Raw genomic sequence first — 25,102 nt, 5'->3', positions numbered from 1 at the left:
GTCGCGGCTTGCAGGGGGCAAAATCCAATGGGCTACCGCACAATCGCATCACCAGAATAGGAAAGATCAATCACATTTTTTTCGCTCAGCCGAACTCGTCCGGCCACAGACAACACCCCGAGCAGTTTGACCACCTGGTATTCAAAATTCTCCACACCAAATACAATTTGCCTCAGCTTGCGCCCCTTCAGCACAATGACCGCCCCCAGTTCGGGTTCCCCCTCATTGTAGTTCAGCATCGAAACGGAGCGAATGTCCTCGTAGACTTCATAGGCGTCGCGCTCCAGCAACTGCAGGAGGTAGTGAACCCTGGAAATCCCGGGTACGATTGTAACTCCATCCTCAATGCGGACGAGGTCCAGCCCTTCCACAAACGGAAGCTCCAGTGCCTTCATGCGCTCGAGATCAAAGGGGCGAAACACAACCCCACTCTCGTCAATAGCCCAGAAACTCAGCTGGTTTTCCTCATCCATCGCCGCGAGCATCAGGATCGGAAGTCGCTCGGTGATGTGAATGTTGAGCTGGTTCGGGAAGTCCTTTTCAACCTCGGCGCGCTTCACCTGTCCGTTGCGTTCCAGTGCTGCCTTGACGCGAAAGGCATTCACAGCCGCCAACCTTGGAGTCAGCAGAGGTTGCACCATGGCTTGAATCTTGGAATCCGGCAAACTCGAGTTCCCCGAAATCACCAACACCGGCCAATCCACTTTCTCCCCCAATCCTGGTATCTTGCGCCACGACTGCCACATCTGCAAACCCACTGCCAGGAGTGCAGCCACAAGCACAGCGACCCACACCACCGAACTGCGTCGCAGCAGAGTCAGCCAAAACCGCTTTCGCCCATCCGCAGAAAGCACGACAGGTTTGAGTTGCTGCGAATCCTTGCTCCAGCGGTTTGTTCGCTCAGGTGCGGATTTCCGGTTTTTCCGTAACATGGCCCACAGGTTTCTGCTCCCGAAAGCGTACCACTGCCGGAGCAATCATCTGACGCAATAGCACGTTGAAGGAATATCCCAATGCGCTGGCACTTTTCGGCATCAAACTGCTCGGCGTCATGCCTGGCAGTGTATTCATTTCCAGCGCATAAAACTGGTCTGTCTGGGTTTCATACAAAAAATCTACCCTCGCATAGTCGCGGCAACCGCAAGCCCCAAATGCCTGCTCCGCCAGGCGTCTCAGCTGATGGGTGTGGGCACCATTCAAATCGGCCGGGCAAACATACTGAGTATCCGCACGATGGTATTTCTGCTCAAAATCATAGATCCTTCCTTCCGGGACAGCAATCTCCACAATTCCCATCGCATGACCGTTGAGCACCGCAACCGAAAACTCCCTGCCCCGAATCCGTCGCTCGAGCACCCAGGAATGCTGACTGCATTCCGGCTGTTCCAACCAGTTGCGAAGTGCTTCGACTCCGCTGATTTCGCACAAGCCCACACTGCTACCCATGGCAAGGGGTTTAACAATCAGTTCTGTGCCATACTGTGCGATCCATTGATCCACATCCGCAGTGTATGAGGTTCCGGAGTGCAGCACACAACCATCAACAACCGGAACTCCAGCATCCTGCAAACACTGCTTGGTGGCGGCCTTGTCCATGCACAGCGCACTGCTGCGCGCATTGCAACCGGCATAGTGCACACCTGCTGCTTCAAGCAGCTGCTGCACCTGCCCATCCTCACCAAATTCTCCGTGAAGCACAAGCAACACCACATCACGCCGGGGATCCAATCCATCGGGCAGCGCAGCATGCAACACCTCCATGCCTACAACTTCATAGGGAAACCCTTCACCCATCGCATCCAGCACCGCCTTCCCGGAGATGAGTGAAACAGAGCGTTCCGATCCGACACCGCCATACAATACAGCGATGCGGGGTGAGTCTGATGTGGGGAAGTTCATGGCAGGGTCGGGGTCAGTTTTCCGTTTTCACGGACAGGGTTTGAGCTGGTAATCCTATTAAAACACTGGATTTCCTGCTCAAGCTCGACTCCAAATTGCCGGATGACCTCATTTTTTGCGTGATCGATCAGCGCCTGCACGTCGTTCGCATGCATCGCACGGTCCGTGATCAGGAAGTTGGCATGTTTCCGGGAAATGCTTGCACCGCCAATGCGAAAGCCTTTGAGTCCGGCGGCATCAATCAGGCGTCCTGCAGAGTCGCCCGATGGATTCTTAAACATGCAGCCTGCACTGGGTTCGCTCGGCTGGCTGCGCTGGCGCTGTTGGCGCAAGCGTTTGAGATCGTTCTCCAGCACCGTCGCATCTGCCCTCGTCCCCTGCACGATCAGGTGCATCACGATCAGGTCTTTCACGTTTGCGCAGCTCCGATACGAGAAGTCGAGTTCAGACCGGCAGATTCGCAAGCGTCGTCCATGCAGATCCATGCACTCCACTTCCACCACAACGTCGGCCATTTCTCGTCCCATCGCACCCGCATTCATCCAAAGTGCCCCGCCCAGGCTGCCCGGAATGCCGTCGAGAAAGTTAAACCCATCAATGCCCGCTTCGAGTGCAAGGCGACTCATGCGTTTGCAGGCCAAGCCCGCACCCACTCGAAATTGCCCCTCGCTCAGTTGCTCCCAATCACACCAGCAGGGCTGGCTCAAGCGCAGCACCAGCGCATCAATGCCTTCATCCGGAATCAAGAGATTGGAACCTTTGCCCAAGATGCGCACGGGCAACCCCTGCAGCGTAGCCAGCTTCACCGCCAGTTGCAGGCTCTCGACAGATGCCGGCTCCATGTAGCATCGCGCGGCCCCGCCGACGTTGAGCGTCGTTTTGCGACGCAGGGGTTCTGCAAGTGTAGCACGGCTCCCTTGCATGCCAGGTCGTTTCTCAAAAAACTTCAGCCATCTCTGGTCAACGCTGAGGTTCGGAAACTCCACTCCCTTCACATACCAATCACGCCAAAGGGGAATGTCACCCGCCCCGACGAAGAGCATGACTTCGGGCTGCCCTGGCATCCGGGCAGTTTTCTTGCGGCGCTGACACAGCTCCTGCAGGCATTGCTCCGGAGTTCTCGGATGCGACGAACGGGCACCCTTTGCCAATAGCGCAGCATGCAGGTCGCTCGCACTTCCACCCGGAATGCGCGACTCGAACGCCGCGTATGCGGGAAGCACGATGGGATCAAGCGGTAAAAGCGTGTCCACAAATGCGGATTTCAACGCGGCTGTACGAGAATAGCGATGCGGTTGAAAAACCCAGTGGAAGCGGGCCTGCGGGAAACGGGTTTCACACCACTGGCGCAAGGCTTCCAATTCACCAGGATGGTGCGCATAGTCGGTAACGATCCAAGTGCCATCGCCGAGTTGCTTCATCTCCTGTCGGCGTTCAACAGCACAGCCCAGGCTGCGACGGTTTCCCGCTTCCGGCATTCCCAACCACCGCGCTACCGCTTCGGCAAGTTGCACATTTTCTGAAAACAACGGAGCCTCTTCCAGCGCGGGCTGCACCTGCAGCTGGCTGGAAAGGGAGCCATCCTGCAAATCGAGAGTCTGGCATGCCCGGTGTGAGACAAAACTGGCCTTACGTGTGCGTGCCAGCAGGGAAAGGAACGCTTGCTTGAGCATCGATTCCGAAGCGTAATGATCCACGTGATCCAGCTCGACATTGGTCAGCACTGTTGCCCAGGGATCGACGGCATCCATGGTGCCATCGCTCTCATCCAGCTCCACCACCAGACACTTCGCATCCTCACGAAAACGGGCTGCGGGCAATACATCGTTGGCAAAAAATCCCCCCAGGATGTAGCTGCAGGGAAAATGGGAATGCTGCAGCAATGCGATCAGGTGTGCCGTGGTTGATGTTTTCCCATGGGTTCCTGCAACCACCACAGTGTGGATGGATTTGGCCAGATCCGCCAGGTAATCTCCGCGAAAGTAAATCTTCGCACCGGAAAAACGCTTCCGCAGTTGTTCCAGTCGTTCCGGTGCATACTGCACGGCGCGCGTCAAGATCACCTCATCAAACACAGTCGTGCCATGCAGGTGATCCAGTTTGCGGATCCCTGCAGCCTCGAGTCGGTCCATCACCGAGCTGATCGGATAGTCGTCGTAGCCGTAGACCCGGTGTCCCATGCCTGCCAGGAAAATCCCAAGCGGACCCACACCCATCCCGCAGCATCCGATCAGCAAAATTGCTCTGGATTCCGGCATCAAATTTCCCTCTCTGCGTTCCACTTCCATTCCATCAACATCGCATCAATGCGATCCCTGGCACTCCACTCCTGCATGGCTTTCTGCATCCCTTCAAGGCTTTCGTTATCGTTCAGCAACGCAAGTACCCTTTGAGGCAGGTTGGAGAGTGCATGCTGTTCCAGGATTTTTGCGCATCCGCCGTCTGCAAACGCTCTGGCATTCGCACGCTGATGATCGTCCGCAGCTCCGGGCAGCGGCACAAGCAAAGTCGCACACCCGGCCTGCGCAATTTCCGCAATGCTTCCCGCTCCTGATCGCGCGATCAGCAGGTCTACCGCGCTCAAAAAACAACCCATGTCTTCCACAAAGGGAACCCACTGCACCCGCTGGTTCCCTGCATCGCCACAATTGTATTCCTGTGTTTCAGCTTGCGGACCCACGATGCAGATCAGCTGAATGCCATCGGGCAAGCCCTGTTTCACCCACTCCTGTGCAGCTTGGGTCAGCGCGCGGGCACCTTGGCTCCCTCCCAGGATGCCCACCAGTGGCTGGTCGGCGTCAAACCCCCACTGATGCTTGGCATCGCTTTTGTTCAAAAACCTGAGATCCTGTCGAATAGGAAACCCGGTAATGCGGGTGCTCCCACGCGCCACCTGTCCTCTTTCCGCCATCAGCTGTGTCACAAAGGTGCGCTTCGAGAAGCAGTGGAAGAGTCGCGTTACTTTTCCCGGCACGGCATTGGATTCGTGCAGAAAATAGGGTCTCCCCGTGCACAGTGCCGCAATCAGCACTGGCACACACCCAAAGCCTCCGGTCGCAATGACCGCTTCACAGCGTTGATGGTAAAGGAAGTGAAATGCTCTGAAAGTTCCCCAAAGCGTCACCATCGCTGCGCGTATTCGCTGCAGCGGATTTCCCGTCAGCGGCTTGGCATCGAAGCACACGAAGCGTAGAGTTGGGTAGGAGCGCTGCATGCGCAAGTCCACCTGCTTTCGTGTGGTGCCGATCCAGCTTTCCACACCAGTTTCCTGTCCGCAGCGCTGCGCCAGCGCGATCGCAGGGGCCAAATGTCCACCCGATCCGCCCGATGCGAACAGTAGTCTTTTCATAGCTCACGGATGCTCGGCAGTTTCTGGCGTTCTCCGTGACGCCATGCCGCTACAATCAGCCCCAACATCATAAACGACCCCAGTAGGTTTGCCCCGCCGTAGCTGATAAAGGGAAGGGAAATGCCTTTGGTCGGCAGCAGTCCCGTGACAACGCCAACATTGAAGAGGCACTGATAAATGATAAAACTTCCACAGCCCACAACCATCAGAAACCAAAACATGTCTGCCGTGCGCTGTGCGATGCGCAGCAATGCGGCAAACAGGACTGCAAACAGCATGACAATCGAAAGGGTCGCGAGCAATCCCAACTCCTCTCCAATCACGGCCATGATGAAGTCAGTGTGGGCCTCTGGCAAATAGGCAAGTTGTTGTCGTCCATTGCCGATCCCAACACCAGTGATCCCACCTGAACCAAATGCGAGCATGCCCTGATAGAGCTGATAGGCTCCATCCTGCTTGTTGCCCTCAACGTCCAGAAATGAGGTGATGCGGCGCCAGCGAACCGGATCCTGATAGATGAGAAATCCAAACACGGTGATTCCCCCAAGCACACTGGTCAGCAATAGATCCAGACGTGCTCCCCAGAGGAACAGCAGGGTAACCCCAACGGCGGCAAAAAGCGCAGCGGTCCCGTAGTCTGGCTCCCGAAGAATCGCCACTACAAAACTGCCGATCAATGCCATCGGCAGCAGAAATCCCCAAAACCAGTGGGATTTCACGCGTTGATGCGTGCTGAGGTAATGGGCCATCCCCAATACAAAACACACCTTCGCCAGCTCAGAGGCCTGAACATTTGATATTCCTAGATTCAACCAGCGGCGCGATCCATTGACAGTCACCCCAATTCCGGGGATGAGCACCAGTAGCAATGCGAGCATTCCCAGAATCATGGCACCATAGGCGCCGACTCGCAAATTTCGTTCCCCCTGCAAACTGATGACTGCCGCCACAACGAGCGACAGTCCCAGAAGCAGGATTTGTTTATTTAAAATGTCTACGGGGACCACAAGGGATCCCCGCAAAGCGCTATACAGACACACCAACCCAAACCCGGCCAATAGGATAGCGCTCGATACACAGGCAACGGCCGGAATATACCTTAAAGTTCGACTTTCCATTCAGATCCAAGCACACAGACACTCCGGTAGCCGTCTGACAGATCCAAGGATCTGCCCTGACGGACGGAATGCGCACGTTCCTTCACTCAGGACCCCACCCGAATGACGGGAAAGTCATCAAAATTGATGGTGGAGACTGACGATGCTTCCGCATCCTCTGAGGTAGTCTTTTCGGAAGTTGAGGCGACAGAACTTTCACGTCCCTGAGTTGCTTCTGCGGCAACTTCCGTGCGCTGCATCATGGCTTCGGGATTGATCACCTTGAGCTTCGTTCCCACCCGCAGCATGCGCGGGTTCTGGATGTTGTTGAGCTCCAGCAGATCGGTCAGGCTCATGTTGTATTTCCGAGCGATGAGTCCCGGGTATTCTCCCGGAGCCACCTCATGAGTCATGTGATCCGAGCTGCCACGCTCAACTGGCACATCGTTGAAGGCGACTTCAAAGGAACTTACTGTTTCCGGAGCAGATGCGACTACGGGTGCTCCCTGATACTTGCCTGGGATTCGCAACTTCTGTCCTGGTTTGATCAAGTTTTTCTCCATGCCATTGAGTTCACGGATTTTTTCAACGGACGTGTTGTTGTGCATGGCAATGAGGTAGAGGGAGTCGCCTGGCTGCACTTCATAAATTCCTTCACTGTCCTCCATCGGAATGTCTGCGCTCGAGGGTTTTGCACTCACGGATGCCAGCACAGTTTCGCGCACAGGTTCGGATTTCGCAGGGGCTTTCAGTTCCGGAATCCGCGTGTTTGCAACGTCCACACGAGTTTCGTTGGAGGCAACTGCAGGTGACGGAGTCGTCTTTGCAGGTTGCTTCACGCTCGGCACTTCCAGTTGTGCGAGTGCAACCGATGCTTCCGGAACGCCCGGAATCATGAGCGTCTGCCCTGGATGGATGCGGGAGTTTTCTTTCAAATTATTCATTTCCATCAGCTTGCGCATCGAAACACCATTCGAATTCGCAATCTTCCAAACACTGTCCCCTGCTTTCACGGTGTAGCTGTAGTGCTGGTTGTGCTCCGAATAAACGGACGCAGTTTCAAACTCCGGAACGCCGCTCAGATCCACAATTTCCTCACGAACCGGCGAACGGGTTTGCTTTGCCGCGCTCGATGCAAGCACACGACTGGAGGCTGGCTGGCGCGATGCAACCGCAGTGGAACGCGATTCCTGAACCGGACCACTATCCCACAAGCCGGAATCATACGGATTGCCGACCGGAGTTGCCTTGGCAGTTTTTCCACTGCCCGAAACAGTATTGCATCCTGGCTGCAGCACAAGCATGGCAACCAGTGCCATGTGCACGACAACGACCAGACTGAAGACTTTGATGATTTTGTTTTCTTTCATGATTGGTGTGTTGGGTGGTTTAATTCGATGGGTTGAAGGCTTGGGTTGAAAAACGTTTCGGTCACAAGTTGCCGAAAGCGGCGTCCGCGATCCGCGTAACCGGTGAACTGATCAAAACTTGCAAAGCCGGGAGAGAGCACGACCTCATCTCCGGGGTGACATTCCGAGCGAAGCACCTGAACGGCATCCCGCATGGTTTTGACAGCAAAGGTGAGCACACCCGCTTCAAGCAGGGCATCCGCGAGACGTGGACCAATTTGCCCGAATGTGATGGCGATACGCAGCTTGGATGCGATGCGCTGTGCGAAGGCTTCCACATCACCCCCCTTGTCAAGACCTCCTCCCAACCAGACGATGGGTTGATAGAAACTTTCGAGCGCGGCCTCAACGGCATGGAAATTCGTCGCCTTGGAATCGTTCCAGAAGTGGATGCCTTCCGTTTCTCCAATGCACTCCAGGCGATGAGGTAGAAATGCAAAAGTCTGCACCACCCTGTCGACAAGTGCCGTATCGATTCCCAGCCCTCTGACAAAGGCCTTCACAAAACAAACATTGAGCTGGTTGATTGCACTGATCGGTTGCGATGGATTTGTTTCAAAATGATCGGCATTCACAATTTCGGCGACCGAAGGCAGGTCCAAATTCCATGATTTAGCGTGATCGAGCACATCTTTGCCCAGCACCACAGGACCCTGCTCCACACTGCGCAGTGCATTCCATTTTGCCCGGAAATACTGTTCCATGGAGCAGTGCCAATCGAGGTGGTCTTCGGCAAAGTTGGTCCACAAAATTCCATCCACCTTGACCGAACGCAGGTTCCACGCCTGGAAGGAGCTGATTTCAACCACCGCAATTGCATTTTCACGCGGGTGAAAGCGGTAGTGCTCGGAAAACGGGATTCCAATATTGCCAAAGGAAAAGGCGTCGTAACCTGCTTCGATGAGCACTGCTGTCAGCAATTGCGTGATCGTGGATTTCCCATTGGTCCCTGTTACAAAAAAGATGGGGCCGTTCCAAAACTGTGCGGCAAACTCAATTTCACCGATGACTTCGCATCCCGCACTGCGCGCCTGGGCGAACCAGGGATGGTGCGGGGGAAAGCCCGGACTGTTGATGATGAGTGGGTGTTGTTTCGCATCCAACTCCAAAAATTGGGTCTGATCTCCGCGCCCGTGGGTTTCATCAAAGAGCGTAGCGGTTCCGCCAAGAATACCGATGAATTTGCGCACGGCCTGTCCGGAAACTCCACCACCGAAGATTCCAACAGGTTGACTCAAGAGTTGATCACAAAGTGCATTCATCCGTATCAAATGTTTAGAGGGTCACCAGCCACACGCCGACCAGTGCAAAGACAACCGAAAGGATCCAGAAGCGTGTCACCACCTGGGTTTCGGGCCATCCCGCAACTTCAAAATGGTGGTGAATCGGAGAGATGTGGAACAGCCGACGTCCGGTCAGCTGGAACGACGCCACCTGCAAAATCACGCTCAAGCCTTCGATCACAAAAATTCCGCCAATCACCAACAGGATGAAGGGCTGGTTGAGCATGAATGCGACGATGCCGATCGTGCCTCCAAGACTCAGGGAACCTGTATCCCCCATGAAGACTTTTGCAGGGTGCCCGTTGAACCAGAGAAAAGCAAATCCGGCGCCCACCATTCCCACACAGAGTATGCTCAGTTCCGCAGCATCCGGAATGGCATTGAGGTTGAATCCATCCGCCAGTGTCGGAGACCCCGCAAGGTAGGCAACAACTGCGAAGGCGAGCAATGTGCTGATGGAGCAGCCAATGGCAAGTCCGTCAGCACCGTCTGTCAGATTCACGGTGTTACTCGTGGCCACGAGTACCAGAAACAAGAGTCCCAATGTCATCCACACAGGCATGACAGGCATAAAGGCGACCTCGGTCATAGGAATCCAAAGTTCGCGGATATGATTCGCACTCTGCCGGTCTTCTAGAAGGACCCACAAAGCGATGACCGAGATCACCAGTTGCCCCAGCAATTTGAATTTTCCATCCAAACCGCGCTTGTTTCGCATACTAATCTTCAAAAAATCGTCGATAAATCCCAGCACACCAAATGCGAGCATCACACCAAGGGCACACAGGGTGTAGATGTTCCATTCTGCCCACAACAGGGTCGTGGGTACGATGGCAGCGAGCATGAGCAATCCTCCCATCGTCACCGTGTTGCGCTTTGCCGCGTGCAGCTCTGCCAGTTTGCCAACTTCACTGGCGTCGCGACCTCCTTCGCGCACCTGCTTGCGCGTCATCATGCTGTAAAAGGGGCGAAACAGCACAAACACCAGCACGAGTGAGGTCAGTCCGGCCAAGCCCAGGCGTGTGCCCCACGCCAGCTCCATCAACTGCGCCTTAGTGGCAAAAATCTCTGCAATGGGATTTAACATAGTTTTCCAGTTTCAAGCACAATTTTTTCAGCTTCCGCCGGGATGAGGTTTTCAAGGCGGTTCAGCCGACTTCCTTTCAAAAAGACCACTCCCTCAAAGCTGCTTACCGCTTGTGGAATTTCGCTTACCGATGCGACGCAACGCACCTGTTCGGGCGTCAGCCCGTGCACCTGGAGTCCTTCTTCATAAGCAGCCGCCTGATCACCAACGAGAATGAACTGGTCTTGATCACGGACCTTGAGACGTTGAGTGACTTGGCGATGAAAGCTAGCAGCGTCATCACCCAGCTCATACATGGTGCCGAGCACAAAGAGGCGCGGCAGTCCGTGCTCAAAGGTGCTTTCAAATGCCAGAAGACTGTCCCGCATGCTGTCGGGATTCGCATTGTAGCAGTCTGAGTAGATCCAGGTGTTTCCACAGCGCAAAACCTGTCCGCGATTGTCAGACGGATACCAACGCAGCAAACGCTCCTGCAAGATCTGATCGGCGACTCCCAATTCGCTGGCAGTCACAATCGCCAACGCGAGGTTCTGCCGCATGCCCGGGCTCATGCTCGGGATGATGAAGCGTCGCTGTATTCCGTCTTTTCCGCAGAGGTAGAGATTCCAGCGGTTGCAGTCGTCGAGCAGACACCAGTATGAAACGGGGCGAATCCAGTCCAGTTCCGGAAGCTGCTGTCCCAGCGGCGTGAGCACAAGATTGGGTGCTTCGGAAAGGTCGCGAAATGCACGATAGCGTAGACAGGATGCCGGGTAAACCAGACCCTGCTTTGCCTTGCCAACCCGCAGCAGACTCGCCTTTTCCCGAGCTACATTTTCCAGGGTTTCGAGCAGTTCCAGGTGAGCGTGCCCAATCATGGTCACGATGCCGTAGTCTGCATCAATAATGCGCGCAAGATCGGCCATCTCGTCTTTCCGATTGATGCCCGCTTCGATAACACCAAAGTCATGACGCTGATCATCCAGGCGTAGCAGTGTGAGCGGAACGCCAAGATAGTTATTTAGGTTGCCGGCAGTTTTCAGCACACGGTTTTCGCCGAGCAGATGGCTGAGCAGGTCCTTCGTGGATGTCTTGCCGCAGCTTCCGGTAACGCCAACCACGGGTCCGCTGAAGGCATTGCGGTGATGATGCGCAATCGACTGCAGCGCATTGACACCCTTCTTCACCTTCAGCTGCGGAATGCGGGAGTTGCTAACCACCTCTTCAGTCAGGGCGGCAGAAGCACCACGTCGCTCCGCATCGGGAACAAAGGCATGGCCATCGCGCGACTGCGAGCGCAAGGCGATGAACATCTGTTTGCGGTCGATGTTGCGGGAATCAATCGAAAATCCGGCAATTTCAGCGTGTTGACGTGGATTCACCCATTCGCCACGCGTCCATTTTGCGAGTTTGTGTTTGGGAAAGTGAACCATACTAATGATCTCCAAGCAGGTGTGAGGTTTGATTGCATAGTTCCTTCAGTGCCGCCCGGGCCACCAGGCGATCATCGAAGGGAATCATCGAGTTTTCCACGATCTGGAAAGTTTCATGGCCTTTGCCAGCGATCACGACAGCATCGCCCGGCTCGGCTGCGGCGATGGCGGCATGAATCGCAGCCTCGCGGTCAAGGATGTAGCGAACAGATGCGCCTGCATCCTGCCCGGTCCGCATGTCATCAAAAATCTGCTGCTGTGCTTCGGTGCGCGGATTGTCTGCAGTTGCAACAATCTCATCCGCCAGGCGGCAGACTGTTTGCATCATGAGCGGTCGTTTTGCACGATCACGATCGCCACCACAGCCAAACACCACGTGCAGGCGACCGGGAGTCAGCGCACGAACGGTCAACAGCAGTTTTTCAAGAGCGTCGTGCGTGTGAGCGTAGTCCACGACGGTGAGAAACGAAGTCCCTTCTTCGGCGATCACTTCCATGCGCCCCGGCACAGAGGGAACCTTCGAAAGACGTTGCAGGATGGTGTTCAGTGCCAGACCCGAAGCATATGCACAAGCGATGGCCGCCAGTGCATTACTCACATTAAAGTGCCCAACCAGCGGGATTTTCAGATCGAACTGTCCCTCAGGAGAGTGGAGCAGAAAGCGGGTTCCGTTGGCGACGGCGTGGATGCGGGTCGCGCGAAAATCTGCTTCCACCTGCTCCGTCGCGAAGGAAATGCAGCGCACGGACTCTGGCAGTTGCTCCCGCAGACGCCTGCCTGCTGCGTCATCCACGTTGATCACAGCCTGACGGGGAAGTGGATTGACCGATCCCTCAAACAAACGAGCCTTGGATGCAAAATATTGCTCCATGTCGCCGTGATAATCGAGATGATCCTGCGACAGATTCAAAAATGCGAGCGTGTCGAACTGCAGTCCCCAGGTGCGATTCTGATCAATGCCATGCGAGCTGACTTCCATGACTGCCGATGCACATCCAGCTTCCACCATTTCGGCGAGCAAGGCACAGGTTTCATCCACTTCCGGTGTGGTTTTGTGCGACGGCAACACGCGCTGCCCAACGATGTAGTCAATCGTTCCGATCAGCCCACAGCGATCCGCATCCTCGTCGAGCAAGTGTTTGATCAGACGGGTTACCGTTGTTTTTCCGTTCGTACCGGTGACACCCACCAAGTGAAGCTTCGCGTCAGCCGATCCGTAAAAATGACGGGCGCATTTCGCCAGTGCAATTCGTGGATTGCGGGTCTGAATGTAGTGCACGTCCGGGCGGGAGCGGTGCGGTTGATCCGAAACCACGGCAATGGCACCGCGCTGAATCGCTTCGGGGATGAAATCATTCCCGTCCGTTTTACTGCCCCGGATCGCAAAAAACACACTGCCTTTCACCACTTGGCGGCTGTCCCACACGAGTGCAGTTACGTCGCGGTTGCGACTCGAACCCAGGCGGTTGCCCTGAATCAGGCGAACCACATCCGATAGTTTCATGCGGCACGGTGCATCCTTAAAATACGCCGAAGTACCAAAACGCGCATCCTGCATCACGACACCCTTCCGGGCGGCGTTCAGGAACAAGCTCATCTGATGATCTCTCAGGTCAAACATGGCAGCATTCAATGATTCCAGACCATGAGGTCACGGGTTTCGGGTTCAGGTTGAATTCCTCGGGAAGATACGATGTAGGAGGCAATCGCACGGAATGTCGGGGCGGCGACCACTCCTCCATAAGTTGACGGAGTATTGCGCGCATCATTGACCACGACTGTGATCAGGTACTCCGGGCGCTCTGCGGGAAAGAATCCGGTAAACGATCCCACGTGTCGTTCTTCACTGTATCCTTCGCTCAACAACTTGCGACTGGTCCCTGTTTTCCCAGCAACCTGAATATTGCGCAGGGTGGCTCGGTTTCCAGTGCCGCCCAGACTCACCGCCTCGACCAGACAATTGCGGATCTCGTTTGCAGCTTCCGGACGAATTACCTGGCGAGGTTCTGGCTGTTGAAAACGCATGACCGGACGCATCTCACCGTCCAAAGCCTGAGCCACAACGTGCGGAGCAACCCACTTGCCTTCATTCGCAACCACGCTCATCGCCATGTGCATTTGCAAAGGCGTGACACCCACACCGTAGCCGATTGAGAGACGTGACAGGGTGTAGTGATCCCAGTCCGACAGGGAATGAAAGATTCCGCGCTCTTCGCCATTGAGTTCAATACCTGTGGGTTGACCGATGCCAAAGGACTGGCAGTACTCGTAAAATCGGGAATCCCCCAACTTGAGTCCCGCCAATGCAGAACCACGATTGCTGGATTTTTTGATCACTTCATGAAACGGGATCTTTCCGCGTGGACGGGTGTCAGATGGCAGCACCACCCTGCGATCCCGGTAAGTGACACTCGAGATGCCACAATCAAAAATGGTTTCCCGGTCGCCCAGTCCTTCGTTTAGAAATCCGGCTGCCGTGATGATCTTGAAGGTCGAACCGGGTTCATAGACGTCACTGATCGCACGGTTTCGCAAGTCGACATCGAGGTCATACTTCCAAAATGCATTGGGATCAAAGGTCGGACGACTGCCCATCGCCAGAATCGCACCCGTGCGACTCTCACTCACGATCACGGTAGCACTTTCTGGCTTCAGCTCAGCAAATACGCGGTCCAGCTCCGTCTCCACAACGCGCTGGATGTCCGCATCAAGAGTCAGCTGCACATTGTAACCGTGCTGGGGTTCCACATCGCGCACCCGAAACTGCCGAATCTCCGCACGGGTACCGTTGATCTCGCGCACGCGCCAACCAGGGCTGCCTTTCAAATAATAATCCAGCGTTCGCTCAATGCCCATGACCGGCGTGCGGGCCTTGTTGACAAACCCAACCACATGAGCTGCATCGCTGCCCGACGGATAGTAGCGGGAGTAAAAGCGGTTTCCATACACCCCCCGGATATCGAGCTTGCTGACAGCCTTGAACACGGACTCATCCACTTCCCCGGCCAATTTGACCCAACGGGTGTTGCTGCGGCTTGCCGTGGCCGGATCTTTCCAACCAAATTTTGCTTCGAGTGCAGCTTCAGATTGATTCAGCACCATGGCCAGCAGTGCCAGCTTTTCACGGTCCCGCACATCCACAGCCTGTGGATCCACACCGATGTCCCAGGTTGCCTTGGACGAAGCCAGCACTGTCCCGCTGCTGTCCAGAATGAGACCTCGGCGGGGCTCAATCTCCTGAAAGCGATAACGATTTTCCGCAACGACACGGCGAGCCTGGTCCTGGTCGAGCACGTGCAACTGAAATAGTCGTGCCGAAACGACTCCGAAGATCGACATCACCGCCAACGCAAACACTGCAAATCGACCGTTACTGATAAATGCCGGTGCCATCATGCCCCCTCCTTTCCAGTCATCGCATTGCTCGATGCAAGGTTCTGCGATCCCGTAACGGATTTGAGATCACTGCCGCGCACCCGAATAACCTGGCCTTCGCTGGGAAGACGCAGCATCGGACCAATGCGCGATTGCAGCACATCCGGCTGAACCGCATCCTCTGCCGTAATTTCCAACGCACGCAGCTCGTCCTGCGCCTTCAGAATCAAATACTCCAGCTCAGCGATACGCTTGGCGTCCTCACTGATTTCACTGCGAACGAGCACCAGCTGAAATGCCGATGCAAAAAGCGAAATGCTCACAATCGAGCCAACAAAAATGACTGCTTTCCATGCGCTTGCCTTCACACCTTCCCTTTCTCTTGAGCCGTTCCTTTTTCGAGAACTCGCATCAACGCAGAGCGACTCCGTGGGTTGCGCGCAACCTCTGCTTCACTGGGACGCAGGGGTTTGCGGGTGATGAGCCGGGCAACGATGGTGCGATCCTGACGCGGGGTGGAATCATTGCGATCCACCGCAAACCCCGCCCACTGACGGAATTGGCGTTTCACGATGCGATCTTCCAACGAGTGAAAGGAAATCACGATCAGACGACCTCCTTCGCGCAGCAGCTCAAAAGCTTTGGGCAGGGAGGATTCCAGATGGTGCAGTTCTTCATTTACCGCCATGCGAATCCCCTGGAAGGTGCGCGTGGCGGGATGAATACCCTTGTTCCGACGACGAAGGTAAGCGGGAGTCACTGACTCGATCAGACGAGCCAGAGAGACGGTGCGAGAAAGAGTTCCCGTCCCCCTGGCGTCATCCAACGCTTTAACGATGTTTTTCCAGTTATCTTCTTCTCCATACTCTCGAACTGCCTTTACTAATTCATCTTTAGGAGCCTTTTCGAGAAATTCTGCGGCACTCATGCCCTGACGCGTATCCATGCGCATATCGAGCGGTGCATCTTTCATAAACGAAAATCCACGCCCAGCCTCGTCCACGTGAAATGACGAAATGCCGAGATCGTAAAAAACCACATCAAACTCCGCCTCACCAATGGAATCGATTTCGGAATAATTCATGGAACAGAGGCGAAAGCGGGAACCAAACTCCCGCTCCAAAACCTGCGCGCGCTCCATCGCAGCCGGATCGCGATCCACCGCAACTACGCTCGCGTCTGTTTGCTCAAGAAACGCACGACTGTGGCCTCCTCCCCCAAAGCAGCAATCCAGGATTTTTCCAGGAGATACCGCACGGGCTGCCTGCAAAACTTGCTCGAGCATCACGGGAATGTGTCCCGCTGGGCGCGCATCGCGCAGAGATCCCTGTTCCATCATCGTTACCATGGCCCTAGATTTTTCCCAGCTTCGACAGCGATGAATTCAACTTAGCCGTGCGTTCCTTCACGCTCTTGGAAACACTGCTGTCATACTTTTCCTGACTCCAGATGGAGAAGGTCCCAAAATTCCCAAGCAACACCACTTCCTTGCCTTCAATACCGGCAAACTCCAGCAGGTGATCATCAAGACTGATGCGCCCTTGGGCGTCATAAGAAAAAGACTGCGCCATGGAGGACAGTTCCATCAAGGCCTCCTGCTGCTCCTCATCGGCAAGATCAATCTCGCTCATGCGCTCCAGAAACTTCGCTGCACGCTCCGGCGGATACACCGTAATACAGCCCTTGGTTGGATTCGGAAGCGCGAGATAAACGTCCTGATCGCCATCCTTCACTCTCCATTTGGAGGGCACAGTGAGCCTACCCTTGGCATCGCGATTGTGCCGGTATTCTCCAGTGTAGATGACTTTATTCGGGGATCCCATTCGAACGGATTAAGAGGACATGTCTCGTAGTTAACTTGCTCCACTTTCCCCCACAATGCCCCACCTGTCAACATTTTTGCCCCATTTTAAAGCATGAAAACCCACGATTTTTGCGGTTTTTACAGGGATTTTTCAGTCAACCGGATTGTTTCGGCTTCGTTTTCGACAGAACTCCACCGTCTCAACCGAAACTGCCAATTGCCGCAAACCACCGAGCAGCAACAACTTCCACCACCAAAACCACCCACTTCGCGCCGCACACCCCTCCTGTTTTCGAGCGAAACCCCAAGTTCCGCCTCAACTGCTGCGTTATCCCCCCCTTTTGCCCCACTCCCCATTTTCACCGTAGTGGGAGCTTCCAGCCCGCAGGCGATTGAAATCGCAGGAGCAAGGAGCCAGAAGTCAGAAGCAAGGATGAAAGTAGTGGGAGCTTCCAGCTCGCGCAGAGGGATCAACAACAACAGCAGCAAGGTCAGATCGCTGCACCCCGAGTCCCCGCATTTGAGAGATATTTCCCAACTTCGCTGAAGCTTCGAGCAATGTACTGATTTACGAAGGAAAAACCTGTTGGGCCGCAGACCATCCTGTTCGACGCAGTCGATCCAGTGACGAAGGAACGATGTTTTTGTTTAGGGGAACGCAGACTCCCGTTCATCGGAAACACGAGCAATGTGTCAACTTTTGATCAGGACGAGAGAGACCCATCACTATTTCCTATCACCGATTAGCTATCACGATTGTTTTGCAGGCATCCGAAAAATCCTCATGGTTGGGTTTTTGCGATTATGAAAATCCACAACATCTCCCTCTTGGGCCTCCTGGTCCTGTCATCGATGCTCTGCGCATCCGAATCCACCCAAATGCTCCGCCAACCCGACTTGTCAGATGAACATCTGGCATTTGTTTACGCTGGTGATATTTGGGTGAGCAATACCGACGGTTCCCATCCAAGGCGCCTGACCTCCCATCCCGCCACCGAATCCGACCCCATTTTCTCTCCCGACGGAAAGTGGATTGCCTTCAGTGCCACTTATGAAGACAACCGCGATGTCTACATCATTCCGGTTGCCGGCGGACAACCCACCCGCCTGACCTGGCACCCCTACAGTGATGTTCCGCAGGACTGGAGCAGCGATAGCAGTGCCGTGATTTTCGCCTCCGCGCGGGAAACCGACCACGGGCGTTCCCGCCAACTCTATCAAGTATCGATCACCGGTGGTGCGCCCGAAAAACTCATGCTGGCGCGCATCGTACAGGGTCAGTTCAGCAGCAAAGGTCAGCTCGCCTACATTCCCTTCCACCCCGCCTACAATGGTCTCTTTGGAGGTTCTTCGGGCTGGAAGGGCTACCGGGGCGGCACCACACCCGATATTCTCCTGCTCAACCCTGATCAAAGCGAGCTGCAAACCATCCCGGGCGAGGGTGTCAACGATATCAATCCCATGTGGATCGGTTCCGATGTTTACTTCCTGTCCGACCGCCAGCACAAAACCTTCAACCTCTACCGCTACCGCCCAAACTCCAAGCAGGTTGAAGCACTCACAGAGCAGAGCGACTGGGACATCCGCTCAGCCAGTGCCCATGGCAATGCCGTCGTATATGAGGCTGGCGGACGCCTCTATCACTGTGACGTGAACAAGGGAAGCGTCAGCGAGATCAAAATTTCCATTCAACCCGACCTTCCGCAATTGCGCCCGCAGTGGAAGGATGCCAGCCGCACGATCACCCATACCGACTTGTCCAAGTCTGCCAAGCGCGTGCTCCTGTCCGCTCGTGGCGAAATTTTCACCATACCCGTGGAAGAGGGTCCTACCCGCAACCTGAGTCACTCCGGGAACGCCAACGACCGCAGTGCCCTCTGGTCTCCCGACGGCCAACAGATCGCATGGATCACAGAAAACGAACAGGGTGGCCAATCCGTTGCGCTCTCCGATCAGTTTGGCAAGGATGCACCCCGCTTGATCCCACTCGGTTCCCACTTCTATGAACTATTGGCCTGGATCGGCGGCGACTCACCCTCACTGATCTATGCCGACAACCACCTCGGACTGCACCTGCTCGACCTCGATACCGGCACCTCAACCCTGCTGGCAACGCATGCCCGGCGCGCCTCCTCCGCAATAGCGGTGGCCCCTGATGCAAAATGGATCGCCTACACCTTGGAGCAACCCAACTTCCACTCCGACCTGATGCTCTACGAACTCGCGAGCGGCCAGCACCATCGTCTCAGCGATGGCATGGCAGATGTCGAGTCGGTCACCTTCGGCCCCAAGGGTGACTACCTCTACTTCACGGCTTCTACCAATTCAGGCCCCGTTCAGGTGGGCCTGAACATGTCCAGTCGTGAACATCCGCTTCGTGCCGGACTCTACGCGGTCGCACTCAAGGCTGATGGAACCTCACCACTGATTCCGGAAACCGGCGATGAACCCAAACCGGAAGAGAAAGACAAGGATGAGAAAGACAAGGAATCCGACTCATCCGATGACAACGAGCAATCCAGCGACGATGAGGAATCCAGCACCGACACCGCCGAAGCAACCGTTGATGCCACAACCGAAACAGATCCCGAAGACGCCGAAAACGAGCCATGCATCGAACTCGAAGGCATTGCCCAACGCATTTTCGCCCTGCCAGTTGCCGAACGCAACATTGGCAACCTTGGCGTCGATAAGGATGGGAACGTCTATTACATCGAATACGTGCAGTCTGGCATTGCCCAAAATCCTCCAGGCCAATCGATCTGGGAAAACAATCGCCTGATGCGATTCGACATGGAGGAAAAGGAAGAATCCGAACTGCTTCGGGGGATCTGGAGCTTTGTCATGAACGCAGACCGCACCCACCTGCTGCTCAACAAGGTGGACGGTTCGCTCGCCATCACCGAAGTGGGCAAGAGTGCCAAAGCAGAAGGCGTTTCCACCAGTGATTGCCGCGTCTGGGTGAATCCACGCGAAGAGTGGCTGCAGATCTTCAACGAAGTCTGGCGCATGCAGAAGGAATACTTCTACGCGCCCAACCTGCACGGACTCGACTGGCAGGCAGTTTATGATCAATACCGCCCCCGCGTCGATCATGTCGGTCGACGGGAGGATCTCAACGAGTTGCTCGTCGAAATGATCGCCGAACTGCACGCCGGACACAACCGCGTGGGCGGAGGGGATTTGCATAAGGAGAGTGCCGTGCAAACGGGTCTGCTTGGCGCCAACATTGACATCCATGAGGGTCGCTATCGCCTGCAACAGGTCTATCGCCCGGCTCCCTGGCTTCCATTCATCGACGCACCGCTCGCTGTGCCTGGGCAAAGCGTCGACGACGGCAGCTACCTGATCGCCATCAATCACACGCCGCTGTCCACAAGCGACAACCTCTTCCAGCGCCTGCAGGGCACGGTTGGCAAACAGGTCACACTCACAATTGCAGCCACGCCCGATGGCAGTGATTCACGCGACATCGTGGTTTCACCGATCAGCGACGAGTCGCGCCTGCGCCTCTGGGACTGGGTGGAACGCAATCGCCGCAAGGTGGAGGAACAGAGCGAGGGCAAGGTCGGCTACGTCTTCCTGCCCAATACCGCAGGTGACGGTTACGATTTCTTCAATCGCATGTTTTACGCCCAGGTTGACAAAGCAGCACTCATTGTGGACGAGCGCTCCAACGGGGGCGGTCAGGCGGCAGATTACCTGATCGAAACCCTCGCGCGCAAGCACCTCTCCGGTTGGGCAGACCGCGACGGTCTCACCTACAATACACCCTCAGGCGCGCTGCACGGACCCAAGGTCATGATCATCGATCAGGATGCTGGTTCGGGTGGAGACTACCTTCCCTTCATGTTCCGCTATACCGGAACAGGGAAACTGCTGGGCACACGCACCTGGGGCGGCCTCATCGGCATCTCGGCCAACCCGCCGCTCATGGACGGCGGATTCCTTACCGTGCCTTTCTTCCGCTTCTTCGACGCCGACGGCAACTGGAGCGTGGAGAATGAAGGCGTGGCACCCGATATTGAGGTCAAGCTCGACCCCATCGCCACCAACAAGGGCATCGACACCCAGCTCGACGCTGCCATCGCACACATCCTGCAGGAACTCGAATCCTACGAACCCGAAGTGTTGACCGAGGCTCCAGCCCTGCCAACCGAACTCGGAGAATAAGCGTTCTCCCATACGGAATCCAGGTTCAAATGCCCACGTCGAGCCCGCGTTTTCCCGCGTGGACGTGGGCCTTGAGCAGGGTTGTCATTTTTTTCATTTTTCCATTTGACGACCCCTGCAAAACTTGGCGTAATCCAGTTTTTCGTTCGTCAGCCAAGGCGCTGCAAACGAAGGGGCCAGATAGCTCAGTCGGTAGAGCAGAGGACTGAAAATCCTTGTGTCCCCAGTTCGATTCTGGGTCTGGCCACCACCTTTCGCTCCTTGAGCTTCAGGTGGTGTACCACCTCTACTCCTACTCCTCCACTCCCAAACCTCCCATCATGCACGACCCCAGCGAAAGGTGCCCCTCGAAGTTGCCTGCAAGGCAACGCAGTGGGGCCATGTCCTACGTCTATCGATTGCAAAGCATCAAATGCCCGCAAAAACACTACATTGGATTCACCTCTGATCTGCGACAAAGGCTTCTCTACCACAACTACGGTAAAGTGCCCGCCACAGCTTCATGCAGACCGTGGAAAATCGTGTTCTATGCCGCATTCAATTCCGAAGATAAAGCCTTTCGCTTTGAACGCTATCTCAAGAGCGGATCCGGCATTGCATTTGCAAAAAAACGACTCTGGTAGATGCTTTCGCTCCTTGAGCTTCAGGTGGTGTACCACCTCCATCCTACTCCTCCACTCCCAAACCTCCCATCATGCACGACCCCAGCGAAAGGTGCCCCTCGAAGTTGCCTGCAAGGCAACGCAGTGGGGCTATTCGAAGGGTAGAGGGAGCTTCCAGCTCCCTTTTTCCAATGCGCGAGCAGGATGCTCCCGCTACCTTGAAGCGTTCAATCGGGATGTGGGATTTTTTCAATCCCTTTACCGAGATCGACATCCGCACTGGTGGCAATCTCCCACACTGGGAACAGGGTCCGATTTGGTATTTTGTCACCTTTCGTCTGGCAGATGCACTACCCCGCAGTGTTGTGGACAAAATCCATCACCAACGTGAGCAGTGGCGGCAAACGCATGATTTGCAAAATCTATCACGGGAAGAACGCATCGCATACCATCGACTCTTCTCAGAACGCTACGAAGAACTCCTGCACCATGGTAACGGCTCCTGTCTGTTGCGACATCCGGACAATGCATCACTGGTCCATCACGCACTTCAGCATTTTAATGAGCGACGGTATGTTCTGGACGAATACGTGGTGATGCCTAATCACGTGCATGTTCTAGTGAAACCGTTGCCCGATCATGCTCTAGCGAACATTCTGCATTCCTGGAAATCCTACACTGCCAATCAGCTAAACCGTTGTCTTGGACGAACTGGAAAGCTCTGGCAGCATGAATCCTACGACCACATCGTTCGAAATGATGCAGCCATGCAAGCCGTCCGCCGCTATATTCGCGAAAACCCATCAAAATAGCGAGAGCTTCCAGCTCCCTTTTCACAAAGCGCAAGCAGGATGCTCCCGATACAGTTAAACCAAGCTCCTCAGCACGCGAGCAGGATGCTGCGCTGCGGCGAGTTGGCGAATACGGCAGAACAGCTGCACATCGCTGACGGAATTGAATGTAAGCACTTCCTTACTTCAGCACTCGGACAAGCGTCGGGAAAATTTCCTGTAACATTGGGGAAGGGAGTGACGTCATGCACCCACAACTGAAGAGATCGCATCGCCGCAGACTTTCAGTTCTGGCGCAGGGAAGCATCCAGCAGATGTTTCGAGGTGAAGCGAACTCTTGCAAGTCAACTCATACATCAGAGACAACATCCAACCATGAGAAATCCCATCCATCCCTTCTGCATCACATTCGTGAGCATGATCGCCCTGCAACTTACCGCACGCAGCCTGCCCGAATCAGTGGAATACATCGTCGAGAACGTTAACATTCTATCCATGCGCCACGAGGAGGTGGAACCGGAAAAGGCGCTCGCAATCCAAGATGGGCGCATCGTCGCGATTCTCGACACCCTCGACGCAAATCCCATCGAAGCCAACACCCGAATCGATGGGGGCGGACGCTTCCTCATGCCCGGACTGGCCGACATGCATGTTCATGTACGGTGGAACCCGGAGCAGATGTTCAAACTGTTCCTCGCCCATGGAGTGACAACGGTTGCCAACATGAGACTGGCAGATGGGGAGGGAAGCATCGATCATCTGCAGCTTCGGGCAAGCATTGCGACCGGTGAGTTGGCGGGTCCCCGTTACCTGGTCAGCGGTCATCAGTTGAATGCGGACCTCCCTGCCAGCATCGAGGCTGTGGAAGCAGTGCTCGATGAGCATGTAAGCAAAGGATTGGACTTCGTGAAAATCCACGGGAACCTCGAGCCTGAGGTGTTTGATGCGATCCTTGCCGGGGCGCGCGAGCGCGGCTTGCGCGTAGTCGGACACGCACAACATCATCTGCCGCTGGCAAAAAGTCTGGAAATGAACGCCCTCGAGCACATGGAAGAATTCCTCTATGCAACGCTGAATCCCGAGGAGAATAACGTTTCAAACCTGGATCCACTGGCACGTTACCGCGCCAACGTGGACCGGCTACGCGACCCATCCTACCGTGCAGTGCTCACCCGCACGGTGGCCGAATCGGGCATTTATCTCGACCCAACCCTTATCGTTTACCAAAACCTCTCGCAATGGGTAAGTGACGAAGCACTTGAAGCACTGGCGAAGGATCCGTGCATGGCATACCTCCCGCACCGCGTGAAGCAACGCTGGCTGAGTGCGGAATCCAACCCCTATCAGGAAGAGGAATTTCCGCTGACGGCCGACGAGATCCAACAGAACCTTGCACTGCTGCTCCAGCTCACAAACCAACTTCATCGACAGGGAGTTCCCCTATTGCTCGGAACTGATTCCTTTGGTTCCATGGTACCAGGACACTCACTGCATGCAGAACTCGCACTGCTGGTGCAAGCAGGCCTGTCACCCTATGAGGCACTTCGGGCGGGAACGGTGACCGTATCCGAATATTTGGGAGAATCCGAGTTTTCCGGATGCATCGAGGAAGGTTATCGAGCAGACTTCATTCTGCTCGATGCCAACCCGTTGATTGACATAGAAAACGCGAAGACTGTCAGTGGCGTGTTCACGCAAGGTCGCTGGTATAGTCGCTCTGACATCAAATCGATGCTCGCATCCGTGCGGCAGGAAAACGCCTCACCCTGCAATTCTGCTGACATGGCCTGGACTGAAATTCCGTGCATGCATTAACGGATACCGTCGGCTATGCAACGTGTAGCGGACAGCTTCCAGCTATCGACGTTCAGGGATGCCACCCTTGCATTTCTCATCGCATATGGAATATTGCATTCCGTACATCCTGCATGAGCACTTCCAATTTGAACCGCACCGCAACCTGGGGTCGCTATGCCCGGGAACTGTGCGTCGCGCTCCTCTTCATTGTGGCATTGGAGCTGGCATTCTATCTTGGCAGCGATAATTCCTTCTCCATCGTCGTCTTCCTCAAAAGCGTTGCAGAGGTATTCATCGCGCCCCTGCATCCGGGATGGCAACATGGGTTTCCCACTGTGATTCTGACTGTTCTGCTGCTTGTACTCCTCTTCATCCGCAAACAGGCAAATCCCATCGTGCGCCCCCTGCTGGCAGTGCTTACCCTGATCGCCTGGGTCGTGCTGGGGTTCGCAACCATTCTTCATCACTACCCGTGATGGGGTCAACTCGGAGGCAAACGATTCGGCAAGCGGATCATCGCAAAGAAATCACAAAATGGTCCCGTAAACCAGGATGCCGACCTACGGTGTCGACAGATGCTCCTGAAGGGCGCGGATCAAATCCTCCCGTGAAACTGGTTTGCTCAAAAATCCATTCATCCCGCAATCGTAACAACGCTGCCTGTCTTCGGGAAATGCATTTGCCGTCAGTGCAAGGATCACCGGATCGTGCGACAGGTCCATTCTGCGAATCGCTTTGGTTACTTCAAACCCGTCAGCACCGGGCAATTTGCAATCCATGAAAATCAAGGAATACTCGCGATTCCGCACCCGCTCGATGGCGTCAATTCCATGCTCAACAATATCTGGAGTGATTCCCAACTGCCCGAGCAGCAAGGATAACACTTTTTGATTCATCCGATCATCTTCCACAACCAGGATTCGAAGGTTTTCCGGATGCTGCAACTTGAACGCGGCGGGTGCCGCCACTTCCGGCTCCCTTTCCTCTGTCACGAGCGGGATCGTGAACCAAAACCTGGAACCCA

The 25,102-nt window shown here is 55.2% G+C and carries 20 protein-coding genes and 1 tRNA gene; 6 read left to right on the top strand and 15 right to left on the bottom strand.

What is annotated here, in order from left to right; genetic code table 11:
* Window positions 1-32 precede the first annotated feature (32 nt).
* The 14 genes from ABQ298_01485 to ABQ298_01420 form a co-directional block, all read right to left on the bottom strand.
* Complete coding sequence (locus ABQ298_01485) at window positions 33-932, bottom strand: FtsQ-type POTRA domain-containing protein (GenBank protein ID MEQ9823035.1); 900 nt, start codon at window positions 930-932, stop codon at window positions 33-35.
* The gene (locus ABQ298_01480) at window positions 901-1,899 is read right to left on the bottom strand and encodes a D-alanine--D-alanine ligase (GenBank protein MEQ9823034.1); all 999 of its coding nucleotides are present in this window, start codon (window positions 1,897-1,899) and stop codon (window positions 901-903) included. Before ABQ298_01480 ends, ABQ298_01485 begins: the two co-directional genes overlap by 32 nt.
* Window positions 1,896-4,187, bottom strand: coding sequence for a UDP-N-acetylmuramate dehydrogenase (gene murB, locus ABQ298_01475; protein ID MEQ9823033.1), 2,292 nt, complete (start codon window positions 4,185-4,187; stop codon window positions 1,896-1,898). The genes ABQ298_01480 and murB overlap by 4 nt, the downstream gene beginning before the upstream one ends.
* The gene (locus ABQ298_01470; GenBank protein MEQ9823032.1) at window positions 4,157-5,248 is read right to left on the bottom strand and encodes a glycosyltransferase; all 1,092 of its coding nucleotides are present in this window, start codon (window positions 5,246-5,248) and stop codon (window positions 4,157-4,159) included. The genes murB and ABQ298_01470 overlap by 31 nt, the downstream gene beginning before the upstream one ends.
* Complete coding sequence (locus tag ABQ298_01465) at window positions 5,245-6,366, bottom strand: putative peptidoglycan glycosyltransferase FtsW (GenBank protein ID MEQ9823031.1); 1,122 nt, start codon at window positions 6,364-6,366, stop codon at window positions 5,245-5,247. Before ABQ298_01465 ends, ABQ298_01470 begins: the two co-directional genes overlap by 4 nt.
* 86 nt (window positions 6,367-6,452) lie before the next feature.
* On the bottom strand, window positions 6,453-7,715 hold the full coding sequence (locus ABQ298_01460; GenBank protein MEQ9823030.1) for a LysM peptidoglycan-binding domain-containing protein: 1,263 nt from the start codon (window positions 7,713-7,715) through the stop codon (window positions 6,453-6,455).
* Window positions 7,712-9,016, bottom strand: a complete 1,305-nt coding sequence (gene murD, locus ABQ298_01455) for a UDP-N-acetylmuramoyl-L-alanine--D-glutamate ligase (GenBank protein ID MEQ9823029.1) — start codon at window positions 9,014-9,016, stop codon at window positions 7,712-7,714. The genes ABQ298_01460 and murD overlap by 4 nt, the downstream gene beginning before the upstream one ends.
* 13 nt (window positions 9,017-9,029) lie before the next feature.
* Window positions 9,030-10,124 (bottom strand): phospho-N-acetylmuramoyl-pentapeptide-transferase, encoded by a 1,095-nt coding sequence (mraY, locus tag ABQ298_01450; GenBank protein ID MEQ9823028.1) that lies wholly within the window; start codon window positions 10,122-10,124, stop codon window positions 9,030-9,032.
* The gene (gene murF / locus ABQ298_01445) at window positions 10,118-11,536 is read right to left on the bottom strand and encodes a UDP-N-acetylmuramoyl-tripeptide--D-alanyl-D-alanine ligase (GenBank protein ID MEQ9823027.1); all 1,419 of its coding nucleotides are present in this window, start codon (window positions 11,534-11,536) and stop codon (window positions 10,118-10,120) included. The genes mraY and murF overlap by 7 nt, the downstream gene beginning before the upstream one ends.
* A 1-nt stretch (window position 11,537) precedes the next feature.
* On the bottom strand, window positions 11,538-13,157 hold the full coding sequence (locus ABQ298_01440) for a UDP-N-acetylmuramoyl-L-alanyl-D-glutamate--2,6-diaminopimelate ligase (protein ID MEQ9823026.1): 1,620 nt from the start codon (window positions 13,155-13,157) through the stop codon (window positions 11,538-11,540).
* A gap of 8 nt (window positions 13,158-13,165) precedes the next feature.
* Window positions 13,166-14,932: a penicillin-binding protein 2 gene (locus tag ABQ298_01435; protein MEQ9823025.1), complete on the bottom strand. Its 1,767-nt coding sequence runs from the start codon at window positions 14,930-14,932 to the stop codon at window positions 13,166-13,168.
* Complete coding sequence (locus tag ABQ298_01430; protein MEQ9823024.1) at window positions 14,929-15,234, bottom strand: hypothetical protein; 306 nt, start codon at window positions 15,232-15,234, stop codon at window positions 14,929-14,931. Before ABQ298_01430 ends, ABQ298_01435 begins: the two co-directional genes overlap by 4 nt.
* 41 nt (window positions 15,235-15,275) lie before the next feature.
* Window positions 15,276-16,259, bottom strand: a complete 984-nt coding sequence (gene rsmH / locus ABQ298_01425) for a 16S rRNA (cytosine(1402)-N(4))-methyltransferase RsmH (protein MEQ9823023.1) — start codon at window positions 16,257-16,259, stop codon at window positions 15,276-15,278.
* Window positions 16,260-16,263: 4 nt separating this feature from the next.
* On the bottom strand, window positions 16,264-16,734 hold the full coding sequence (locus ABQ298_01420; GenBank protein ID MEQ9823022.1) for a hypothetical protein: 471 nt from the start codon (window positions 16,732-16,734) through the stop codon (window positions 16,264-16,266).
* Between the two features lie 860 nt (window positions 16,735-17,594).
* Here ABQ298_01420 and ABQ298_01415 point away from each other — a divergent pair.
* The 6 genes from ABQ298_01415 (at window position 17,595) to ABQ298_01390 (ending at window position 24,554) form a co-directional block, all read left to right on the top strand.
* Window positions 17,595-20,888: a S41 family peptidase gene (locus ABQ298_01415; GenBank protein MEQ9823021.1), complete on the top strand. Its 3,294-nt coding sequence runs from the start codon at window positions 17,595-17,597 to the stop codon at window positions 20,886-20,888.
* 174 nt (window positions 20,889-21,062) lie between these two features.
* Window positions 21,063-21,138 (top strand) — tRNA-Phe (locus ABQ298_01410).
* A gap of 130 nt (window positions 21,139-21,268) precedes the next feature.
* The gene (locus ABQ298_01405; protein MEQ9823020.1) at window positions 21,269-21,511 is read left to right on the top strand and encodes a GIY-YIG nuclease family protein; all 243 of its coding nucleotides are present in this window, start codon (window positions 21,269-21,271) and stop codon (window positions 21,509-21,511) included.
* Window positions 21,512-21,708: 197 nt separating this feature from the next.
* Window positions 21,709-22,302, top strand: a complete 594-nt coding sequence (locus tag ABQ298_01400) for a transposase (protein MEQ9823019.1) — start codon at window positions 21,709-21,711, stop codon at window positions 22,300-22,302.
* Window positions 22,303-22,656: 354 nt separating this feature from the next.
* Window positions 22,657-24,096 carry an amidohydrolase family protein gene (locus ABQ298_01395; GenBank protein ID MEQ9823018.1) on the top strand — a complete coding sequence of 480 codons (1,440 nt, stop codon included), beginning with the start codon at window positions 22,657-22,659 and terminating at the stop codon, window positions 24,094-24,096.
* Window positions 24,097-24,209: 113 nt separating this feature from the next.
* Window positions 24,210-24,554, top strand: a complete 345-nt coding sequence (locus ABQ298_01390) for a hypothetical protein (protein ID MEQ9823017.1) — start codon at window positions 24,210-24,212, stop codon at window positions 24,552-24,554.
* A gap of 84 nt (window positions 24,555-24,638) precedes the next feature.
* Here the strand turns inward: ABQ298_01390 and ABQ298_01385 are convergent.
* Window positions 24,639-25,102, bottom strand: a 464-nt coding sequence (locus tag ABQ298_01385; GenBank protein MEQ9823016.1) for a response regulator, incomplete at its 5' end; no start/stop codon positions are given.

The sequence above is a fragment of the Puniceicoccaceae bacterium genome, assembly GCA_040224245.1.
Taxonomy (GTDB): domain Bacteria; phylum Verrucomicrobiota; class Verrucomicrobiia; order Opitutales; family JAFGAQ01; genus JAKSBQ01.
The sequence above is the reverse complement of the archived record's forward strand: the minus strand, read 5'-3'. Positions and strand labels throughout refer to the sequence as shown.